We start from the raw sequence: 17,640 nt of genomic DNA on the forward strand, positions 1-17,640 counted from the left end.
CCCCGCGGCCGGTGGATGCGCGGGGGCATCTGCGGTAGCCGGGACGGTGGCTGCCTGAGCGGTGGCTCCCCCTGCGGTGAGCCCCCGGGCCCTGGGCCCAGGGTGTGGCTCCCGGATGTGTGGCCTGCCTGCCCCCCTTGCCCCAAAGCACGACTCCCGACATTCTCAAACCCCGCAGCCTGCCCGTGGGCGTCCCCCGCTCCCGTGCGTTGTGGCCCATGAGACTTCCGGCATCGAGGGCCGTCCGTCCTCAGAGATTGATTCGCGGCACAATGCCTCGTGCGACCACGGGGGAGTACGTATGAAGCAGACGGCCTGGGCAGTGGAGCGTGACGCCGAGCACGGCCGTGAAGTGCTCCTCCTCGTCACCCTGGAGGCCGACGCCGACGCCCCCCGCGCGCCCGTGGCCATCAACCTGGCGCTGGACCGCAGCGCGTCCATGCGCGGCGTCCCGCTGCTCTCCGCGGTGCAGGCCGCCCAGGCCCTGGCCGAGCGCGCCAGCTCGCGCGACTACCTGGGCCTGCTCACCTTCGACGCCGAGCCCGAGCAGGTCCTCCCCATGCGGGCCATGGACGCCAACGCCCGGGCGCAGCTCCTCAAGGTGCTCGCGCGCCTGGAGTCCGGCGAGGGCACCGCCCTGCACGAGGCCGTCGATCGCGCCGCCGAGTCCGTGCGCCGCGTGCTCGTTCCCGGCGCCCGGCCCCAGGTCCTGATGCTCACCGACGGCGAGCCCTCCGTGGGGCCGTCGCAGCTCACCGAGTTCAAGTCGCTGGGCGCCCGCGTCGCCGAGTCCGGCGTCATGCTCCACGCGCTGGGCCTGGGCCGGCACTACCTGCCCGACGTCCTGGAGGCGCTCACCCACCCCTCGGGTACCGGCTTCGTGCACGTGGATGACCCCGAAGGGCTGCCCATGGCCGTGGGCCAGCTGGGCGCCGAGCTCTTCGGCGAGGTCGTCGCGGACGCGCGCGTGCACGTGCTGCCCACGGGCTTCGCAGACCTCCGGTGCCGGCACCGCTACCCGTCGCGCGTCGAGGGCGACGCCATGAGCGCGACGCTGGGCGCCATCTCCCAGGGCTTCCCGCGCCGCGTCCTCTTCGCGGGCCTGCTGGACCAGGCCGAGTGGAACGTGGGCGTGTCGCTGTCCTTCTCCGAGCGTGGCGACACCCGGCGCATCACCGTGCCGGTGACGCGTGTGCTGCCCGACAGCGACCCGGGCCGCTTCGTGCGCGCGGTGGCCGCCGAGCTGGACCTGGTCGCCGCCGAGTCCGCCGCATGGAAGGCCCTGGGCCGCCGCCACCAGGACGCCGCCGAGCGCGCGCTGGAGGCCGCCGACGTGGCTCTCTACAAGCTCGCGCGGCTCAGTTCACCGGAGGTGCCCGCGCAGCGCCACGTGGAGCGGCTGGCGGACCTTCGCCGGGTGATGGAGCGCCGCGCGAATCAGCTCCCCGCGCTGGTGATGCGCCGCGCGCACTCGGAGGTCTCCCGCATCACCATGAGCCGGGTGGGCCCCGCCGCTCCCGCGCCCGCGCTGGTGCCCTGGAAGACCGAGGACTGACGCCGCCCGGCTGCTCCTCCGTGTGGGTTCATGACGTCGTGTCTGTGACGCTGTAACCCTTCCGCCGTCGTCCGCTCGCTCCGGCAAGGGCCAGGGATGGCGCCGACGGGGAATGCTCGCCTGCCCGGATGGTTCACTGTGCTCGGGGCCACGCGTCTGTCGCTGGCGGGTCGGCCTCCTCTGGGTTAACGGGAGTCGCATGACGCATCGGCAGTCCAAGAGGCTCGGTAGGGTTGGTGGAATCGGACTGCTGCTGATGGCGGCGGTCGCGTGGGCGGACCTGCCCGCTTCCGCCGTGGCGTCAAGCGCACCGGACGAGGGGAACCCTCGGGTCGAAGGCGCGCTGCTGGTCGACGCGACCCAGGTCAAACCGGGCGACACCTTCCGCGTGGGCGTGCGCTTCCGGCTGGACCCGGGCTGGCACATCTACTGGAAGAACCCGGGCGACTCGGGTCTGGAGACGGAAGTCGCGTGGGACACGCCCGGCGCCACCGTGGGCACGTTGCGGTGGCCCTTCCCGGACACCTTCCGCACGCCCGACGGCTTCATCACCACCTACGGCTATGACAACGAGGCCATCCTCGTCGCGGACGTGAAGGCCACGGAAGGCGCTGCCACCGGCGTGCTGAACCTGTCGGCCGCCGTGGAAGCGCTGGTGTGCGAGGTGCACTGCATCCCCGCGGAGCTGATGCTGACGCGCTCCCTTCCGCTGGGCCCCCAGACGCTGCGCGACGCCGAGACGGCGGCGATCTTCGACGCCGAGGTGGCCAAGGTGCCCCGGCCCGTCGCGGACAGCGGCCACACCGTGTCGCTGGCGCTGGATGCGCCCCAGCTCACCGCGGGCCAGGAGTTCACCGGCACCCTGACGGTGACGGGCCCGGGCGGCGCGGCGGTGCCCGCGGTGGAGGGTGACTTCTTCGTCGCCGAGCGCATCCCCGGCGTCGCGCGCGTGGGCCTCACGGCGGACGGCCCTGGCCGCTTCAAGCTGCAGGGCAAGGCGGAGCCGGACGTGCAGGCGTCCGCGCCGGGGCTGACGGGCGTGCTGCGCCTGGGCACGGCGGCCACGGGCTACCAGTTCCTGGAGGTGAAGGCGCCGCTGGCCCCCATGGTGGCGGCCGGTGGCGCGGTGGCCGGTGCGCCGGCCGCGGTGAAGCCGCCGTCGGTGAAGGACAGCATCGCCGCGGTGAAGCCGGTGGCGGCCGCGGCCGTAGCGCCGCCTGCCGCCGCGGAGTCGTCCGTGGGCCTGGGGCTGGCGCTGGTGTTCGCCTTCCTCGGCGGCGCGCTGCTCAACCTGATGCCGTGCGTGTTCCCCGTGCTGGCGCTGAAGGCCTACGGCTTCACGCGCATGGTGCAGCAGGAGAAGGGGCGCGTCGGCGCGCACGCGGCGGCCTACGCGGCGGGCATCGTCGGCACCATGCTCCTGCTGGCGGGCGGCGTGCTCGCGGTGCGCGCCGGCGGGGCGAGCGTGGGCTGGGGCTTCCAGTTCCAGGAGCCGCTCTTCGTCGCTGGCGTGTGCGCGGTGCTGGTGGCCTTCGCGCTCAACCTCTTCGGCGTCTTCAACGTGGGCCTGGACGGCACGGCGCTGGCGGGCAAGGTGGACCAGAGCCAGGGCCTGCTGCACAGCGCCGGTGAGGGCGTGCTGGCGGTGGTGCTGGCCACGCCCTGCTCTGCGCCGCTGCTGGGCACGGCGGTGGGCTTCGCCTTCGCGGCCGGCCCCCTCACGGTGCTGGCCGTCTTCACGATGCTGGGCCTGGGGCTCGCGCTGCCCTTCTGCGTGCTGGTGCTGGTGCCTGGATTGGCGAAGCGGCTGCCGAAGCCGGGCGCGTGGATGGAGCGCTTCAAGCAGGTGCTGGGCTTCGCGCTGCTGGCCACCACCGTCTGGCTGGTGTGGGTGATGGGCGGGCTGGCCGGCGTGGACGGCATGGCGCGGCTGCTGGCGTTCCTCGTCGCGGTGGGGCTCGTCACCTGGCTGTACGGCCAGGGGCAGGCGCAGGACGGGGTTCGCAAGCTGGCCACCATGGCGGTGGCGGCCGGCATGCTCGTGGCCTCGGCCGTGCTGACGCTGCGCTTCGATGAGCAGGGCCCCGCGGCCGCGCCCCGGCTCGGGTCCACGGTGGCCCAGGCGCAGCCCTGGGACGACGCCGCGGTGCAGGCGGCGCTGGCCGCCGGGCAGCCGGTGTTCATCGACTTCACGGCGGACTGGTGCCTCACCTGCAAGTTCAACGAGCGCACCGTGCTGTCCACCGACGAGGTGCGCAGCGCCTTCACCCAGCACCGCGTGGCCTTCTTCATCGCGGACTGGACGCGCCGGGACGCGCGCATCACCGCCAAGCTGGCCGAGCACGGCCGGGCGGGTGTGCCCATGTACCTGGTGCTGAGCCCGGGCGCGCCGGACAAGCCGGAGGTGTTGCCGGAGCTGCTGACGCCGGGGCTCGTCGCGGACGCCGTGAAGCGCGCGGCGGAGTGCGCGCCCTCGAAGCTGGGCGGCCCCAACGTCCTCTGCGCCGCGGGTTTCCCAGGCCACTGAAGCACCGCAGTCTTCCGCTGTGTCGAACCCAGGAGGAACACCATGAAGCAGGTCGTCACCACGCTCGCCCTCGGTGCGCTGTTCGTCGGGGCCCCCGCCTTCGCCGACGCCGAGGTGGGCAAGCCCGCGCCCTCGTTCACGCTGAAGGACGAGTCCGGCAAGGAGCACTCGCTGGCGCAGTACAAGGGCCGCGTGGTCATTCTCGAGTGGACCAACCCCGAGTGCCCCTTCGTGCAGCGGCATTACAAGGCCGACACGATGGTCAACACGCTGAAGGGCTTCGACGCGAAGAAGGTCGTGTGGCTGGCGGTGGACTCCACCGCGCACAACACGCCGGAGAAGTCCGCCGCCTGGAAGAAGGAGGAGGGCTTCCCCTACCCGGTGCTGCAGGACGCCAGCGGCACGGTGGGCAAGGCCTACGGCGCGAAGACGACGCCGCACATGTATGTCATCGACGAGAAGGGCGTCGTCCGCTACGCGGGCGCCATCGACGATGACCCGCGCGGAAAGAACGCCAAGGCGACCAACCACGTGAAGACGGCGGTGGACGCGGTGATTGGCGGCCAGCAGGTGCCCGCGGCGACCACGACGCCGTACGGCTGCACGGTGAAGTACAAGAGCTAGTTCGCGCGCGCCTTCGTTGATTCCCCAGGCCCTCGCCCCGCGGTGGACGAGGGCCTTCTTGTTGGGCCAGGCAGGCCGCTCCAGGCCCGAACGGACGGCTGCACGCGGCGCCATGGCAGGCACCTTGCCCGGTGCGGAGAGGGTTCGGACCTTTCAGTCCGAAAGGGGAAACGACCATGGCCGACAACAAGGGCAGCCCCGTGAGGGGTGATGAGCGGATGGACACGACGCGCCCGGAAGAGCTGGAGCGAGAGGCGCGCCACCAGGCGGGTCCGGTGCGGGGCGACGTGACGGACGAGGACGTGGGCGAGGACCGCATCCTCCAGAAGGGAATCGGTGGCTATGGCGCGCAGAAGGGCACCGAGCCCGCGCGCGAGTCCCCGCCGTTGAGCGACGAGCACGGCCGCCGCTGAGTCTCCCGGCGGAGCGCGCTCTCCGGAGGCTCAGGGCGCGGCGGGTGTGCGCCCGGCCTCCCGTGGAATCGTGAGCAGCGAGCACAGCGCCCCCACGGCGCACAGTCCGGCGGATACCCAGAGCGCGCGGCGCGTCCCGGCAAGGAAGTCCGTGCCGGTGTCGCCCGCCAGCCCTCCCAGCAGGGGCAGCAGCGCCACCGCCAGCAGGCCCGCGATTCGGGCCACGGCATTGTTCACGCCGGAGGCGACGCCCGCGTAGCGGTCCTCCACGGCGCCCAGCACCACCGCCGTCAGCGGGCCCACGCTGAGCGCCAGGCCCAGGCCCAGCACGAGGATGCCAGGCAGCACGGTGGTGACGTAGTCGCCTCCGTGCTGGAGGCGCGTCAGGAGCGCCAGCCCCACGCCCGCGAGCATGGGCCCCGCCGTCATCAGGGGCCGTGCGCCGATGTGCCCGGCGAGCCTGCCCACCGGAGGTGACAGCAGGAGCAACATCAGGGTGATGGGGAGCAGCGCCGCCCCTGCTGCCAGCGCCGAATACCCAAGCTGTTGCTGCAGGGCGAGCACCACGAGGAAGGTGGCGCCGCCGAGCGCGAAGTACACGACGAGCGTCGTGAGGTTCGCGCCGGAGAACGTGCGCGAGTGGAAGAGGGTGAGCGGCAGCATGGGCGCGCGCTGCCGTGCCTCCAGGAGGATGAAGACGCCCAGCAAGGCGGCGCCCGCGCATGCCGCGAGAAGGGCCGTCACGGGCCAGCCATGACCAGGGCCTTCGATGAGCGCGTAGATGACGCCGCCCAGTCCGAGCGCCGCCGTCACCGAGCCCGCGATGTCCAGTCCATGCGCGCCCCGCGTCGGCGCGATGTCCGGCACGTGGCGCAGCGCGGCCCAGGCGGTGAGCGCGGCCAGCGGCACGTTGAGGAAGAAGACGAAGCGCCACGAGCCTGCGTCCACGAGCCACCCGCCGAGCAGTGGGCCCACCGCCGTGGTGACGCCGGACAGCCCGGCCCAGGCGGACACGGCGCGCTGCCGGTCCTGGGGTGGGAACGAGGTGCGCAGCAAAGCGAGGCTCGCGGGCACCAGCAGCGCGGCACCGATGCCCTGCGCCGCGCGGAAGGCGGCCAGCGTCCAGGCATTCGGCGCCAGCCCGCACAGCACCGAGGTGACGGTGAAGGCGACCATCCCCAGCAGGAAGACGCGGCGCTGTCCCTTCGCATCCCCCAGCGCGCCGCCCGTGAGGACCAGGGAACCGAGCGTGAGGAGGTACGCATCCACGGCCCACTGGAGCCCGGCCAGACCCGTATGCAGTTCCCGGCCCATGGCCGGCAGGGCGACGTTGACGGCGGTGGAGTCGAGGAAGGCCATGCCGCTGCCGAGCACGCTGGCGAGCAGGACGCCCTTTCCGCGAGGGCTGTCATAGGTGACGAGGGTTGCGGGGGCGGTCGCGGCCATGTGGCTCTACCGTGGGGCCGGGGTGGCGGCCGCGCCATCCGGCTCGACAGGCAGGGGGTGAGCCGATAGCGGCTCGCTCTCCGGGCGAGTGACCGCTGATGACCAGGGCAGCCAGTGCCTACCGTGTCAGGGGGCGCGGCTTGCCCGGGGAGGTGTCACATGGAACCGATTTGCGAGCACATCGAGCAGGCGGGGGACCCGGCGCCTCGCGCACGCGGCTGCGAGGAGTGCCTGGCCATGGGGGCAAGCTGGGTGCATCTGCGCCGCTGTCTGCAGTGTGGCCATGTCGGGTGCTGTGATTCATCCCCGAACCGGCACGCGACCAAGCACTTCCAGCAGACGGCGCATCCCGTGGTGCAGTCCTTCGAGCCGGGCGAGGAGTGGGCGTGGTGCTACGAGGACGAGCTCTTCGCCGAGCACCGCCCTGCGCCCCCGGAGGCACGGGTGTAGCGTCACCCGCCTAACGGCGCCCGCGGTACCAGGTGTCGTTGGGACCCCGGTGAAACGGCTTGTCGGAGGTGCAGAAGATGGGGGCCCCGCCGATGAGCGCGATGAGGAATGCCAGCGCGAGGTACCGGACAACCTGGATGGCCTTCTCCCGGAAGGGCCGGGGGGCGATGTCATGCGGAGGCTTGTTCACGAGCACCCGTCCTAGCAGAGTCCTCCGCTATCATCCCGCCGCCCACTCTTGCGGGTGGGAAGAAAGGCGCGACACCGCACCATGGACGCGTGGACTCTCGAGGGCTCGCGCATCACCGACCCGGAGACGTTGAGCCGGCTGCGCGAGATGCTGACGAACGAAAGCCCGCTCATCATCGAGCACCGCTTCTACCGGGACACGCGCGCGCCGCACCGGTTCATCTGCGACGATGCCGACGTGCTGGACGAGTACCTCCAGGAGTCGCGTCCTGGAGACTCGTTCTGGGTGTGGTCCTACAAGAGCCTGTGTCGGGATGACAACCTGCTCCTCCAGGGGAAGATGCCCGACGCGGAGGGACGGACGCCTCGCGGGAGCGCGGCCTGAGTCAGGCGGCCACGGCCTCCACGCGCTGAAGCGTCCGTGCCCGGGCCGTCTTGCGGCCGGCGCCCCTGCGCAAGAGGTCCAGCGTCACCTCGTCGTCCGTGGCCAGCGCCATGAGCCGCTGGAGGTCGTCCACGCTGTGGACGGGCCGCTGATTGATGGCCAGCAGCAGGTCATCCACCTGGAGGCCGGCCTCGTGCGCGGGCGTTCCCTCCTGCACACGCAGCACCTTCACCGCGCGCGACTGGCCATGCTCCCGGGTGAGCCGCGCGTCCAGGCTCACCGCTGTCGCCGCGATGCCGAGGAAGCGTCGCTCCACCTTGCCACGGTGGATGAGCAGGCTGGCAATCCACGCCGCCGTGCTGGCGCTCACCGCGAAGCCGATGCCCTGCGCATAGGGCAGCACCAGCGTGTTGAGGCCCACCACCTGCCCGCGCGTGTTGAGCAGCGGCCCACCCGAGTTGCCCGGGTTGATGGCGGCATCCGTCTGGAGCATGCCCTCCAGCATGACGCCATTGGGCAGGTGGATGCTGCGGTTGATGGCGCTCACCACGCCCAGCGACACGGACTGCTCCAGGCGGAACGGGTTGCCAATGGCCATGACGAGCTGACCCACGCGCACCGACTCGGGCTCGGCGAGCGGCAGGGTGGGGAAGTCACTGCCCTCCGCGCGGACCACGGCGAGGTCCGTGGGCGCGTCGCTGCCCACCACCGTCCCGCGCAGCTCCTCGCCGTTGGAGAGCTGCACGGTGAGCTTGCGCGAGCCGCGGCCCACCACGTGGCGGTTGGTGAGGACGTAGCCGTCGGGCGTGAGGAAGAGGCCGGTGCCGTGTCCGCGCGCGTGCTCCACGCCGACGACGGCGGGTGAGGCCCGCGCCACGAGCGATTCCAGGTCATCCGAGAACTGTTGCAGCAGCTTCATGAGGGGCTCCGGTCACGCACGCTTGCCAACGGTGATGGGGATTTCGCGGACCGCTCCGGCGCGCAGCACGCGGACGGGGAGGGTGGTGCCCACCTTCTCGTCGCTCAGGGCGCCGAGCAGGTCCTCCACGCCGTGAAGCGGCTGTCCGCCCAGGCTCACCAGGACGTCTCCCAGCAGCAGGCCCGCCGCGTGGGCGGGACCGTTCGGGTCCACGGACAGGCAGATGAGGCCGTGTTCGTTTCCCTCGCCCAGCTGCGGTGGCAGCCGGACGGGATAGGCGCCCACGCCCAGGTAGCCGCGCCGGATGCTGCCGTGCTCCTTGAGCGACGTCAGCACCCGCGTGAGCGTGTCCGTGGTGATGACGACGGCGGCGGTGCGGGAGAAGGCCGCGGTGAGGAGTCCGATGAGGCGGCCCTCGGCGTCCACCAGCGCGCCGCCGGAGAAGCCAGGAGGGAGGTCGGCGTCGGTTTCGAGGGAGCGCTCCACGCGGCCTCCGGCATGGGTGCGCCAGCCCTCGCCGTGGGTGCTGACCATGCCCAGCGTCGCGCGGGCGGTGCGGCCCGGGCGGGCCACGGCGACGACCAGGTGACCCACCTTCACCTCGTCCAACGGCGCGAGTGTCAGCGGCGCAAGGCTGGAGGCTCCGGCCTTGAGCAGGGCCAGGTCGGTGCTGGCGTCACGGCCCACGAGCTCGGCGGAGACGGTGCGGCCGTCGGGCAGCCCGACTTGGAGCGGGCCCTCGTGCTCCACGGCCTGGCTGGTGGTGACGATGTGGCCCTCTGCGTCCCAGACGATGCCGGTGGCGCCGCGCCTGCGACGCGTGTCCACGCGGACGATGCTGGGAGCGGCGCGCTCGACGACGGATGCGAGGGATTGGGACAGGGATTGGAGGAGGCCGGTGGACATGGCGTGTTCCTTTCGAGGCACAAGGTAAAGGCCGCGAAAAGGCGCCACATCGGCGAACCGGCTAGGGCAGGGACCTGCCCATTCGGGGAGGTCCCCTCTCCATCAGGTCAGCTTGCTTTGCACGGCCAGCCTGCCGGAGGAGCGGTCCCGCGACTCCAGGCCCACTGCTTCCACCACGCCTGCGCATCCCTACGTTCTCCTGGAAACGTCAACACGGCGAACGAAAGGTCAGACCCATGGAAGAGACAGGCGAGCGCATCGCGAAACAGCCGCAGGGTGTCGTCCAGGGAGACTTCCGGGAGTTCGAGGCGCTGCTGAAGGACTACGACACCGCCCTCCTCACCACGCGTGGCGTGGACGGGCATTTCCACACGCGACCCATGGCGGTGGCGAAGAAGCACAAGTCGGGCTCCGTGCTGTGGTTCGCCACCTGGGCGGACACGCAGAAGGTGCAGGACCTGGAGGCGGACCCGCACTGTTCACTCGCCTTCCACGCCTCGGAGGACAGCGCCACCTACCTCTCCGTGTCGGGCATGGTGGAAATCGTCCGCGACCGGAGGACCATCCATGACTTGTGGGAGCCGGGCTGGAAGCCCTGGTTCCCCAAGGGGCCGGACGAGGGAGACATCGCCCTGCTGCGCTTCATCCCGGAGCACGCCGAGTACGTCCACCCGGCGGGCGGGAAGCTCAAGGTGCTCTTCAGCACCGCGAAGGCCCTGGTCACGAAGCAGCGGCCCGACGTCGCGCCCAAGAAGGAGCTGGACCTGCACTGAAGCCAGGGCGAGCGCCCTTTCAGCGCAGCTCCAGCAGCGCGCCGCCCGGGCCGAAGCCCAGCGTGAGACACAGCACGCGCGAGTGTCGGGCCAGGCGCGCGTCGCCTCGCGCTGCCTCCGCGGCCAGCTCCGCGTCATTGAGCACCAGGGCCGTGCCACGGCCCTCGTTGCCCATCGCCGCTTGGAGGATGTCAGTCACCAGCGGCGCATGGCCCTCCCATCCATACGTGCAGCCTCCGGGCATCAGCAAGGCATCCAGTGGGCACGGCAGCGCGAGACACAGCGCATCGGGCGCCGGCCCCGAGAAGGCACGCAATGCGCTGGAGATGAACGCCACCGCCGCCTTCACCTGTCGCCCATCGTCCGGACGCGCCATGCCGATGAAGTACCGGGGCAGCAGGGTCGTGTCGCGCTCGAACACTCTCGGCGCCGCGGACGGGCGCATGCACTTGATGCCCGTCTGTCCCACGTCGAGCGCCACGGGACGCGCGGCATGCAGCGGCTCCAGCAGGCGCAGCCCGGCCTGGGCCGGCGCGAAGAGCGGGTCCTCCGCCACGTACACGGGGCAGGGCAGCGTCGCGGATGCTTCCGCGAGCATTCCACCGAAGCCCTCCAGACAGACCAGCCCGCCGCTGAGCCACACCGCGTCCACGGCGTGCCGCTGCACCAGGACCGTCAGCGCCTCCGCGAGCGCCGGCCTCAGCCGTCCCGCGAGCGCTGCGCCTGAGACGCCCGCGCGCTGGTCCTCCTCGACGCGAGGCGAGCCGAGCAGTTCCCAGAGCTCGTGTCCCAGCACCGGCAGGTTCCAGACTTCCAGCGGCGCCACCCCTGGCGGCACCTGCCGTCGAACATCCCAATCACGCATGAAATCACTCACGCCACGAGCCGGGTGATGCGTTCAGCGGCTTCCTTTGCGCCGTCGCGTGCCTGGTACGACGCCGCGATGCGAGCCACCTGCTGCCGCAGCGCCGTCCCCGGCGCCAGCAGTTCACGGAGCGCCGAACGGCAGTCCTCCACGGTGAGCGTGCGCGGCTCTCGCACCAGCCCCGCCCCGGACTTCGTCAGGAAGTGCGCCTGGATGGGCTGGTCGTTGCAGACGGGGAGGAGCAGCATCGGAACGCCTTCGGTCAGCGCCTCCATGACCGAGTTGGCGCCGCCGTGAGACACGAGCACGGAGGCTCGCGATAACAATTGTAGCTGAGGTGTGTATGGCACGGCGACCACGTCGCCGGGAAGCGTGTAGACAAAATCTGTATCAGCCAGCTCACCCGCGCTCAGCACCACCGTGACGCCCAGAGGCGCCGCGGCCTCGGTGAGGGTGCGGAACAACTCCGGCTGCCATGAAATCTGGCTGCCGAAGGACACATACACCACGGGCTTCGAGCCCAGCCGCTCCCACGGGAAGTCCACCTCGTCGCCCCGCGGCTCCAGGGGCCTGGACGGCCCGACGAGCTGCGTGGCGGGAGGGAGGCCCGCGTCGGGGCCCAGGAAGGCCTCGGTGGCGAAGATGACGTTGAGGTCCGGGGAGAGGCACTCGCAGTTGCGGAAGCGGGCCTCGAAGCCATGGCGGGCGAACAGGGCCTGGCGCTCGCCGGCCAGCGCGCGCACGTTGCGGCGCAGGCCGTAGTCGATAGGGGGCTCCAGCAGTGACAGCGCGGAGGACACCCCGGCCCAGGGAATGCGCAGGTCATGGGCGGCGAGCACGGCGGCGTACTGCATGCCGTCCAGGGCCATGACGTCCGGGCGGAAGCGCTCCACGGCCTCGCGCACCGGCGCCAGCAGCGCGGGAACAGCGTCAATCAGCAGCCCGCGAATCCACTTCCCCAGCGCCACCTCGTCGAGCACCAGCCGCGCCAGCGCCTCACCGCCCGTTTCAATCGTGGGCACGGGGGCCTGCGCGTGGGGCAGCTCGAGCACCTCCACGCCCAGCCGCGCCAGCTGGGGCGCGGGCTCGGGGATGCACAGCCAGCCCACGTGGTGGCTCATGCGGCGCAGCCACTGGGCGACGCCCGCCATGGGGTTGAGGTGGCCCTTCTCGGGGGAGGTGGCAATCAGGATTCGGGACATGGCGTGCGGACACAGGCGTGCGCGTGGAGCATGGCGAGTGAGCACAGCCGCATCAACAGCCGGTCCATCGCGCCCGCCTCGGGGGCCTCGGGCGTCAGTCGCGCGTAACGCTCCAGCAACGCCCGCGTCGCGCCAGGGTCGACGAGCTCCAGCGGGTCCAGCCGGGCCGGGGTAAGCCATTCCCGGTACAGCTCCAGCCAGCGTGTACGGACGGGACTGGAGAGCGCGGTATGCGCATAGCGGGGCGTCTTCCGCGCGAGCCGGACCGCGTCCGGGACGAGCACGCGCACCGCGTGCCGGAAGAGCCACTTGCCGGCCCCTTGCCGTGCGAGCACGTCCCTGGGAAGCGCCAGCGCCACGTCCGCGAAGTCCGCGTCCAGATACGGCGTGCGCACGCTCACGCCGTGCGTGGCCGCGCTGCGCAGCTCCGGGGGCAGCACCAGCTCCCGCAGCACCCAGGCCGCGTAACGAACCTCCTCCGGATGATCCTCCGCGCCCGGCGTGCCCCCCGCATCCCAGGGCAGGCCGGGTGCTCGCTGATCCATCCCCAAGTTCTCCACAAGGTCGCCACGGAGCACCTCGCGCGCCAGCCGCCGGTCCTCGGCCACGCGGGCCGCCGCGCCCGTGAGCGCCTCCGGGTTGCCCAGGAGCACCTCATCCGCGCCGGCGCCGCTCAGCAGGGTGGTGGCGCCTTGCCTGCGAGCCTCCGCGTAGAAGGCGAAGCTGGCCACGGCCCGAGCGTTGAGGATGGCCGTCTCCTGGCTCAACACGGCGGGCTCGAAGAGCTCCGGGAGCACCGAGTCCGGGATGGCCACGTCCACCAGCTGCACGCCGGCCGCGTCCGCCACCCGCCGGGCGTTCCGGCGCTCCGTGGCGTCCGCGAAGTGGACATCCATGGTCCAGGCGCGAACACGTCCGGGCGAGTGCCGCGCGGCCATGGTGCACAGCGCGGCGCTGTCCACGCCTCCACTCAGACTCACGTCCACGACCGCCGCCACCGCGTGCCCGCCCACGGCGCGCGCCAGCGCGGCCAGCAGCCGCTCCGCCAGGGCGTCCTCACCCGGGAAGCCCGGCCCCTGGCCGGTACCGCGTCGCACCCGTGGCGGCGCGACGGGTACCCGCTGCACGCCCCGGAACACGCTCGCGTCAGGAGGCAGCACATGACACAGGAACGCGGCGACGGCCTCCGGCTCCAGTCCCGGGGGCCCGAGCTGCCACACGGATGCCGCCATGCGTGCCGGGGATTGGTAGCGGGGCAGGGTGGCGAGCAGGCCGCCAGAGGCGTGAGGCACGTGGATACTGTGACAAGCGCCAGGGGCCCCGGGCAACCTCGCTATAGTCCCGCCGTGCGCTACGAGCTCCAAGACGGACGCATCCTCACCTGGTCCCTGGAGACGCACGTCGCCACGCACTGCAACCTGCGCTGCGTGCAGTGCTGCCCGCTGTCACCGCACCTTCCGGCCTGGGCCGTGGACCCCGCGGCACTGGGCGAGGACCTGCGCCGGCTGGCCCGGGCGCTGCGCCCCAACGTCTTCAAGCTCACCGGCGGCGAGCCCTTCCTGCACCCCGACCTGCCGGCGGTGCTGGATGCCGTGCGCGCCTCCGGCATCTCCTCGCAGGTGTCCGTCACCACCAACGGCTTCCTCGCCCAGAGCGCGCCCGACGCCGTCTACGAGCGCCTGGACCGGATGACGTTGTCCGTCTACAGCTCCGCGCCGCTTCCGGAGCGCTCCATCGCCCGCATCACCGAGCGCTGCGAGCGGCACGGCGTCCACCTGACGGTGAAGCACATCGACGCCTTCCAGCAGCTCACGCCCGAGGCACCCCACGCCACGGACGAGGCCGTGCGCGGCGTCCACGCGCGGTGCTGGCTGAAGGTCCGCTGCCATCTGGTCCACGCGGGCCGCTTCTATGCGTGCACGCGGCCGCCGCATATCGCCACGGTGCTTGGCCGCGAGTACCCGGACATGCCCTCGCTGGGAGAGGTCGACGGCGTGCCGCTGGACACGCCGGAGCTGCTGGGACAGCTCCTCGGCTACCTCGAGCGGGAGACGCCGCTGGCCACCTGCCGCTACTGCCTGGGCGGCGACGGCGAGTGGCGGCCGCACGCCCAGCTTCCCCGGGCCCGGAGCTGAGGGGCCTGTCTCCAACCCGGCGCCCCGGCCCCTCCGCCCGCCTCACCGTGCGCCCGGCTGGGACGACTTCGGCAGCGTGGACTGCATGGCCGGCGGGTAGCGCTCGCCCGCGGCGACGCCCGGCGGCGCGATGGCGTTGATGGCGGCCAGGTCCTGCGCGGTGAGCGTCACCCCCAGCGCGCCCAGGTTCTCGTCCAGGTACTTGCGGCGCTTGGTGCCGGGGATGGGCACCAAATCCTGCCCCTGCGCCAGCACCCACGCGAGCGCGAGCTGCGCGGGCGTGCACCCCTTCTCCTTCGCCAGGCGCTCGATGTGGGCGACCAGGTCCAGGTTGCGGGTGAAGTTCTCACCCTGGAAGCGCGGCGAGAAGCGGCGGTAGTCATCCGGGGCCAGGTCCTCGAAGCGCTTGAGCTGCCCCGTGAGGAACCCGCGGCCCAGCGGGCTGTACGGGACGAAGCCCACGCCCAGCTCGCGGCACGCCTGGAGCACGCCGTCCTCCGGCTCCCGGCTCCACAGCGAGTACTCGCTCTGCAGCGCGGTGATGGGATGGACCGCCGAGGCCCGGCGCAGCGTGTCCGCGTCCACCTCCGACAGGCCGAGGAAGCGCACCTTTCCCTCGCGCACCAGCTCCGCCATGGCGCCCACCGTGTCCTCGATGGGCGTCTGCGAGTCCAGCCGGTGCAGGTAGTACAGGTCGATGACGTCCAGGCCCAGCCGACGCAGGCTGGCCTCGCAGGCCTGCTTCACGTACTCCGGCCGCCCGTTGATGCCGCGCTTGTGCGGGTCCGCCGGGTCGCGGACGATGCCGAACTTCGTCGCCAGCACGATTTTCGAGCGGTGCGGCTTGAGCACCCGGCCCACCAATTCCTCGTTGGCGCCGGAGCCGTACATGTCGGCGGTGTCGAAGAAGGTGATGCCCCGCTCGAGCGCATGCAGCAGCGTGGCCTCCGACTCCGCGTCATCCCTGCCCGCGTAGAAGTCGGACATCCCCATGCAGCCCAGGCCCAGCGCCGAAACGGTGGGGCCCTGCCTTCCCAGCTTCCGAGTCTCCATGTCCTCAGCCCTCTCTCGTGGTGTCGCCCCCTCTAACCTGCGATGACGGGCCTCGCATGGCCTTCGCGCCCGGAATCGTCAGGGCACGTGCAGCGCCTGCTCCGCGCCGAGGTTGCTGGGCAGGTCCACGGTAAATGTGGAGCCCTGGCCCAGGGTGCTCTCCACGTAGACCTGCCCGCCCATGGCCTCCACCAGCGTGCGGGTGATGTAGAGCCCCAGGCCCAGGCCACCGTAGTTGCGCTCGGATACGGCGCGCTGGAAGCGGCCGAAGAGGCGGGGCAGGTGCTCGGGGGCGATGCCGATGCCCTCGTCCCGGACCGTCAGCCGTGCACCCCCGTCATGGGGCTGCAATCGCACGTGGATGGGCTTGCCCCTTCCGTACTTCACGGCGTTGTCCACCAGGTTGGTGATGACCTGCTCCAGGCGCAGCCGGTCCCACCGGCCCCGGAGACAGCGCGCCTCCACGTCCAGCAACAGGGTGGACCCCGTGCGCGCGGCCTGGGGCTCATACCGGGCGACCACCTCCCGGACCAGCGGGCCCAGCTCCATCTCCTCCAGCTCCAGCGAGAGCCGCCCCGCGGTGATGCGCGACACGTCGAGCAGGTCGCCCACCAGCTCCGCCAGCTTCTTCACCTGCCGCGCGCCGACCTCCACGTAGCTCTCCACCACGTTGCGCGGAATCGGGCCAGGGTGCCGCGCCAGCTCGCGCGTGAGGGCCTGGAGCTTCAGGCTCAGCGGCGTGAGCGGCGTCTTCAGCTCATGGCTGGCAATGGACATGAACTCGTCGCGCAGGCGGATGGCCTCCCGGGCCTCGGCGTAGAGGCGGGCGTTCTCCAGGGAGAGCGCCGCCCGGTGCGACAGCTCCTTGGCGAACGCCAGGTCCGTCGCCGAGTAATGCCGGCCGGAGTGGGACTGGACGAAGGTGAGGGTCCCCAGCACCTGCCCCCGCACCATCAAGGGCACGGAGATGAGCGAGACCATCCCCACGGCCTGGAGCACCCGTGCGTGCTCCGGGTCGTGCGCGAACGCGGCGGCGCGCTCGCGCGTCACGTGCTCGATGTGCACGGCCTCCGCCTGGCGCAGCGCGGTGGTGAGCGGGTGCCAGGGGTTGCCGCCTGGAAGGGGCCTGTGGCGGAGGATGGCTTCGGCGAGCGCATCGTCCTCGGGCCGGAAATGCGCCGCCTCCAGCCTCCGGAAGGTTCCTCCCGGCTCCGCCACGTCGACGAGGCACCAGTCCGCGAAGGTGGGCACCACCAGCTTCGCCATGTTCCGCAGCGTGTCCTCGTCGTCGAGCGACGAGGACAGCACCGCGCCCGCCTCCGCCAGGAGCCAGTCACGCGCCTCGGCCTGCTGGAGCTCCAGCGTCAGGGCCTCGGCGCGCTGCCGGGCCCGCACCAGGTCCGTTACGTCGAACCCGAACCCGGCGATGCCGTCCACCTCACCCCGCTCGTTCCGGGTGGGTTGATAGACGATGTTGAGGTAGCTCTCCTGCGTCTGTCCGTTGGGCAGGAGGCGCGGGAAGGGCATGGCATTCCCCACGAATGGGACACCGGTGCGATAGACCTCATCGAGCAGGGCGATGAAGCCCCGCGCCTCCGCCCAGGACATCGCATGCCGCGCTTCCTTGCCCACCAGGTCGTCCCTCCCTACCAGCGCGTTGTTCATGGTGTTGGAGAAGGAATAGACATGCCGGGGGCCCTTCATGAGGATGATGCAGGCGGGGGCATCCCTGAAGAGTGCGTGGAGCTGGGCTCGGCCGGCCTCCGCCTCGCTCCGCGCCTCGCGCTCCCGCTCCAGCAACTGGGCCCGCTCCGCGTTGGCCTTGCGCAGCATGACGTTCAGCTTCGTCATCATCAGCGCCAGCAGGACGAAGACGCCCAGCGAGATCGCGCCTCCCGCGCCTGGCGCGAGGTCGAGCAGCGGCTCGATGAAGTAGAGGTCCACCACCAGCACGGACAGCGCCGTCGTCACGAGCGCGGGCCCCCAGCCCCCCCACCAGCCGGACACCATCACCGCTCCGAAGAAGAACAGGTACGGCGTGGTCGGGATGAACGATGCCAGGCCGGCCTGGACGGCACAGGCCGCGAGGAACGAGAGGAGCGCGACCCCGTAGCGTCCGGTGCGTGAGGCCCAGAGACGGCGATGTTGAACCGGACGAGGGGGCATGGTCAGGGGCGGGCTCCCGGCCGGCTGGATTA

Annotated in this window: 17 protein-coding genes; 8 read left to right on the top strand and 9 right to left on the bottom strand. The window is 71.6% G+C overall.

The window, feature by feature from the left end; translation table 11 throughout:
- Positions 1–301 precede the first annotated feature (301 nt).
- From VZL07_RS15865 to VZL07_RS15880, 4 genes are all read left to right on the top strand, one after another.
- Entirely contained in the window at positions 302–1,555 is a 1,254-nt protein-coding gene (locus VZL07_RS15865; protein WP_426756382.1) for a vWA domain-containing protein, read from the top strand.
- Between the two features lie 199 nt (positions 1,556–1,754).
- Positions 1,755–4,082, top strand: a complete 2,328-nt coding sequence (locus VZL07_RS15870; protein ID WP_426756383.1) for a protein-disulfide reductase DsbD family protein — start codon at positions 1,755–1,757, stop codon at positions 4,080–4,082.
- 42 nt (positions 4,083–4,124) lie between these two features.
- Positions 4,125–4,706, top strand: a complete 582-nt coding sequence (locus VZL07_RS15875; protein WP_426756384.1) for a thioredoxin family protein — start codon at positions 4,125–4,127, stop codon at positions 4,704–4,706.
- A 176-nt stretch (positions 4,707–4,882) separates the two neighbouring features.
- Positions 4,883–5,119 (top strand): hypothetical protein, encoded by a 237-nt coding sequence (locus VZL07_RS15880; RefSeq protein WP_426756385.1) that lies wholly within the window; start codon positions 4,883–4,885, stop codon positions 5,117–5,119.
- A 30-nt stretch (positions 5,120–5,149) separates the two neighbouring features.
- Here the strand turns inward: VZL07_RS15880 and VZL07_RS15885 are convergent, their stop codons facing one another.
- A complete protein-coding gene (locus VZL07_RS15885; RefSeq protein ID WP_426756386.1) occupies positions 5,150–6,565 on the bottom strand; it encodes an MFS transporter in 1,416 nt (471 codons plus the stop codon).
- A 159-nt stretch (positions 6,566–6,724) separates the two neighbouring features.
- Here VZL07_RS15885 and VZL07_RS15890 point away from each other — a divergent pair, with 159 nt between their 5' ends.
- Complete coding sequence (locus VZL07_RS15890; protein ID WP_426756387.1) at positions 6,725–7,015, top strand: UBP-type zinc finger domain-containing protein; 291 nt, start codon at positions 6,725–6,727, stop codon at positions 7,013–7,015.
- 10 nt (positions 7,016–7,025) lie between these two features.
- Here VZL07_RS15890 and VZL07_RS15895 read toward each other — a convergent pair whose 3' ends face one another.
- On the bottom strand, positions 7,026–7,205 hold the full coding sequence (locus VZL07_RS15895; protein ID WP_426756388.1) for a hypothetical protein: 180 nt from the start codon (positions 7,203–7,205) through the stop codon (positions 7,026–7,028).
- A gap of 81 nt (positions 7,206–7,286) precedes the next feature.
- On the opposite strand from VZL07_RS15895, the gene VZL07_RS15900 reads away from it, so the two are divergent.
- Positions 7,287–7,589, top strand: a complete 303-nt coding sequence (locus VZL07_RS15900) for a hypothetical protein (RefSeq protein ID WP_426756389.1) — start codon at positions 7,287–7,289, stop codon at positions 7,587–7,589.
- A 1-nt stretch (position 7,590) separates the two neighbouring features.
- Here the strand turns inward: VZL07_RS15900 and VZL07_RS15905 are convergent, their stop codons facing one another.
- Both VZL07_RS15905 and VZL07_RS15910 read right to left on the bottom strand, forming a co-directional pair.
- Positions 7,591–8,508, bottom strand: a complete 918-nt coding sequence (locus VZL07_RS15905; RefSeq protein ID WP_426756390.1) for a S1C family serine protease — start codon at positions 8,506–8,508, stop codon at positions 7,591–7,593.
- 12 nt (positions 8,509–8,520) lie between these two features.
- On the bottom strand, positions 8,521–9,414 hold the full coding sequence (locus tag VZL07_RS15910; RefSeq protein WP_426756391.1) for a S1C family serine protease: 894 nt from the start codon (positions 9,412–9,414) through the stop codon (positions 8,521–8,523).
- Positions 9,415–9,650: 236 nt separating this feature from the next.
- Here VZL07_RS15910 and VZL07_RS15915 point away from each other — a divergent pair, with 236 nt between their 5' ends.
- Complete coding sequence (locus VZL07_RS15915) at positions 9,651–10,187, top strand: pyridoxamine 5'-phosphate oxidase family protein (RefSeq protein ID WP_426756392.1); 537 nt, start codon at positions 9,651–9,653, stop codon at positions 10,185–10,187.
- 19 nt (positions 10,188–10,206) lie between these two features.
- Here the strand turns inward: VZL07_RS15915 and VZL07_RS15920 are convergent, their stop codons facing one another.
- From VZL07_RS15920 to VZL07_RS15930, 3 genes are read right to left on the bottom strand one after another with little or no spacing between them, the layout of a single operon-like run.
- Positions 10,207–11,052 (bottom strand): ROK family protein, encoded by an 846-nt coding sequence (locus VZL07_RS15920; RefSeq protein ID WP_426756393.1) that lies wholly within the window; start codon positions 11,050–11,052, stop codon positions 10,207–10,209.
- Between the two features lie 8 nt (positions 11,053–11,060).
- Positions 11,061–12,254, bottom strand: a complete 1,194-nt coding sequence (locus VZL07_RS15925) for a glycosyltransferase (RefSeq protein WP_426756394.1) — start codon at positions 12,252–12,254, stop codon at positions 11,061–11,063.
- Positions 12,239–13,546: an asparagine synthase-related protein gene (locus VZL07_RS15930; protein ID WP_426756395.1), complete on the bottom strand. Its 1,308-nt coding sequence runs from the start codon at positions 13,544–13,546 to the stop codon at positions 12,239–12,241. The genes VZL07_RS15925 and VZL07_RS15930 overlap by 16 nt, the downstream gene beginning before the upstream one ends.
- 54 nt (positions 13,547–13,600) lie before the next feature.
- On the opposite strand from VZL07_RS15930, the gene VZL07_RS15935 reads away from it, so the two are divergent.
- On the top strand, positions 13,601–14,389 hold the full coding sequence (locus VZL07_RS15935) for a radical SAM protein (protein ID WP_426756396.1): 789 nt from the start codon (positions 13,601–13,603) through the stop codon (positions 14,387–14,389).
- A gap of 42 nt (positions 14,390–14,431) precedes the next feature.
- On the opposite strand, the gene VZL07_RS15940 is transcribed toward VZL07_RS15935, so the two are convergent.
- The gene (locus VZL07_RS15940; RefSeq protein ID WP_426756397.1) at positions 14,432–15,442 is read right to left on the bottom strand and encodes an aldo/keto reductase; all 1,011 of its coding nucleotides are present in this window, start codon (positions 15,440–15,442) and stop codon (positions 14,432–14,434) included.
- A 78-nt stretch (positions 15,443–15,520) separates the two neighbouring features.
- Entirely contained in the window at positions 15,521–17,608 is a 2,088-nt protein-coding gene (locus VZL07_RS15945; RefSeq protein ID WP_426756398.1) for an ATP-binding protein, read from the bottom strand.
- Between the last annotated feature and the right edge of the window lie 32 nt (positions 17,609–17,640).

It is taken from the genome of Pseudomyxococcus flavus (genome assembly GCF_050038885.1).
GTDB classification, from domain to species: domain Bacteria; phylum Myxococcota; class Myxococcia; order Myxococcales; family Myxococcaceae; genus Myxococcus; species Myxococcus flavus.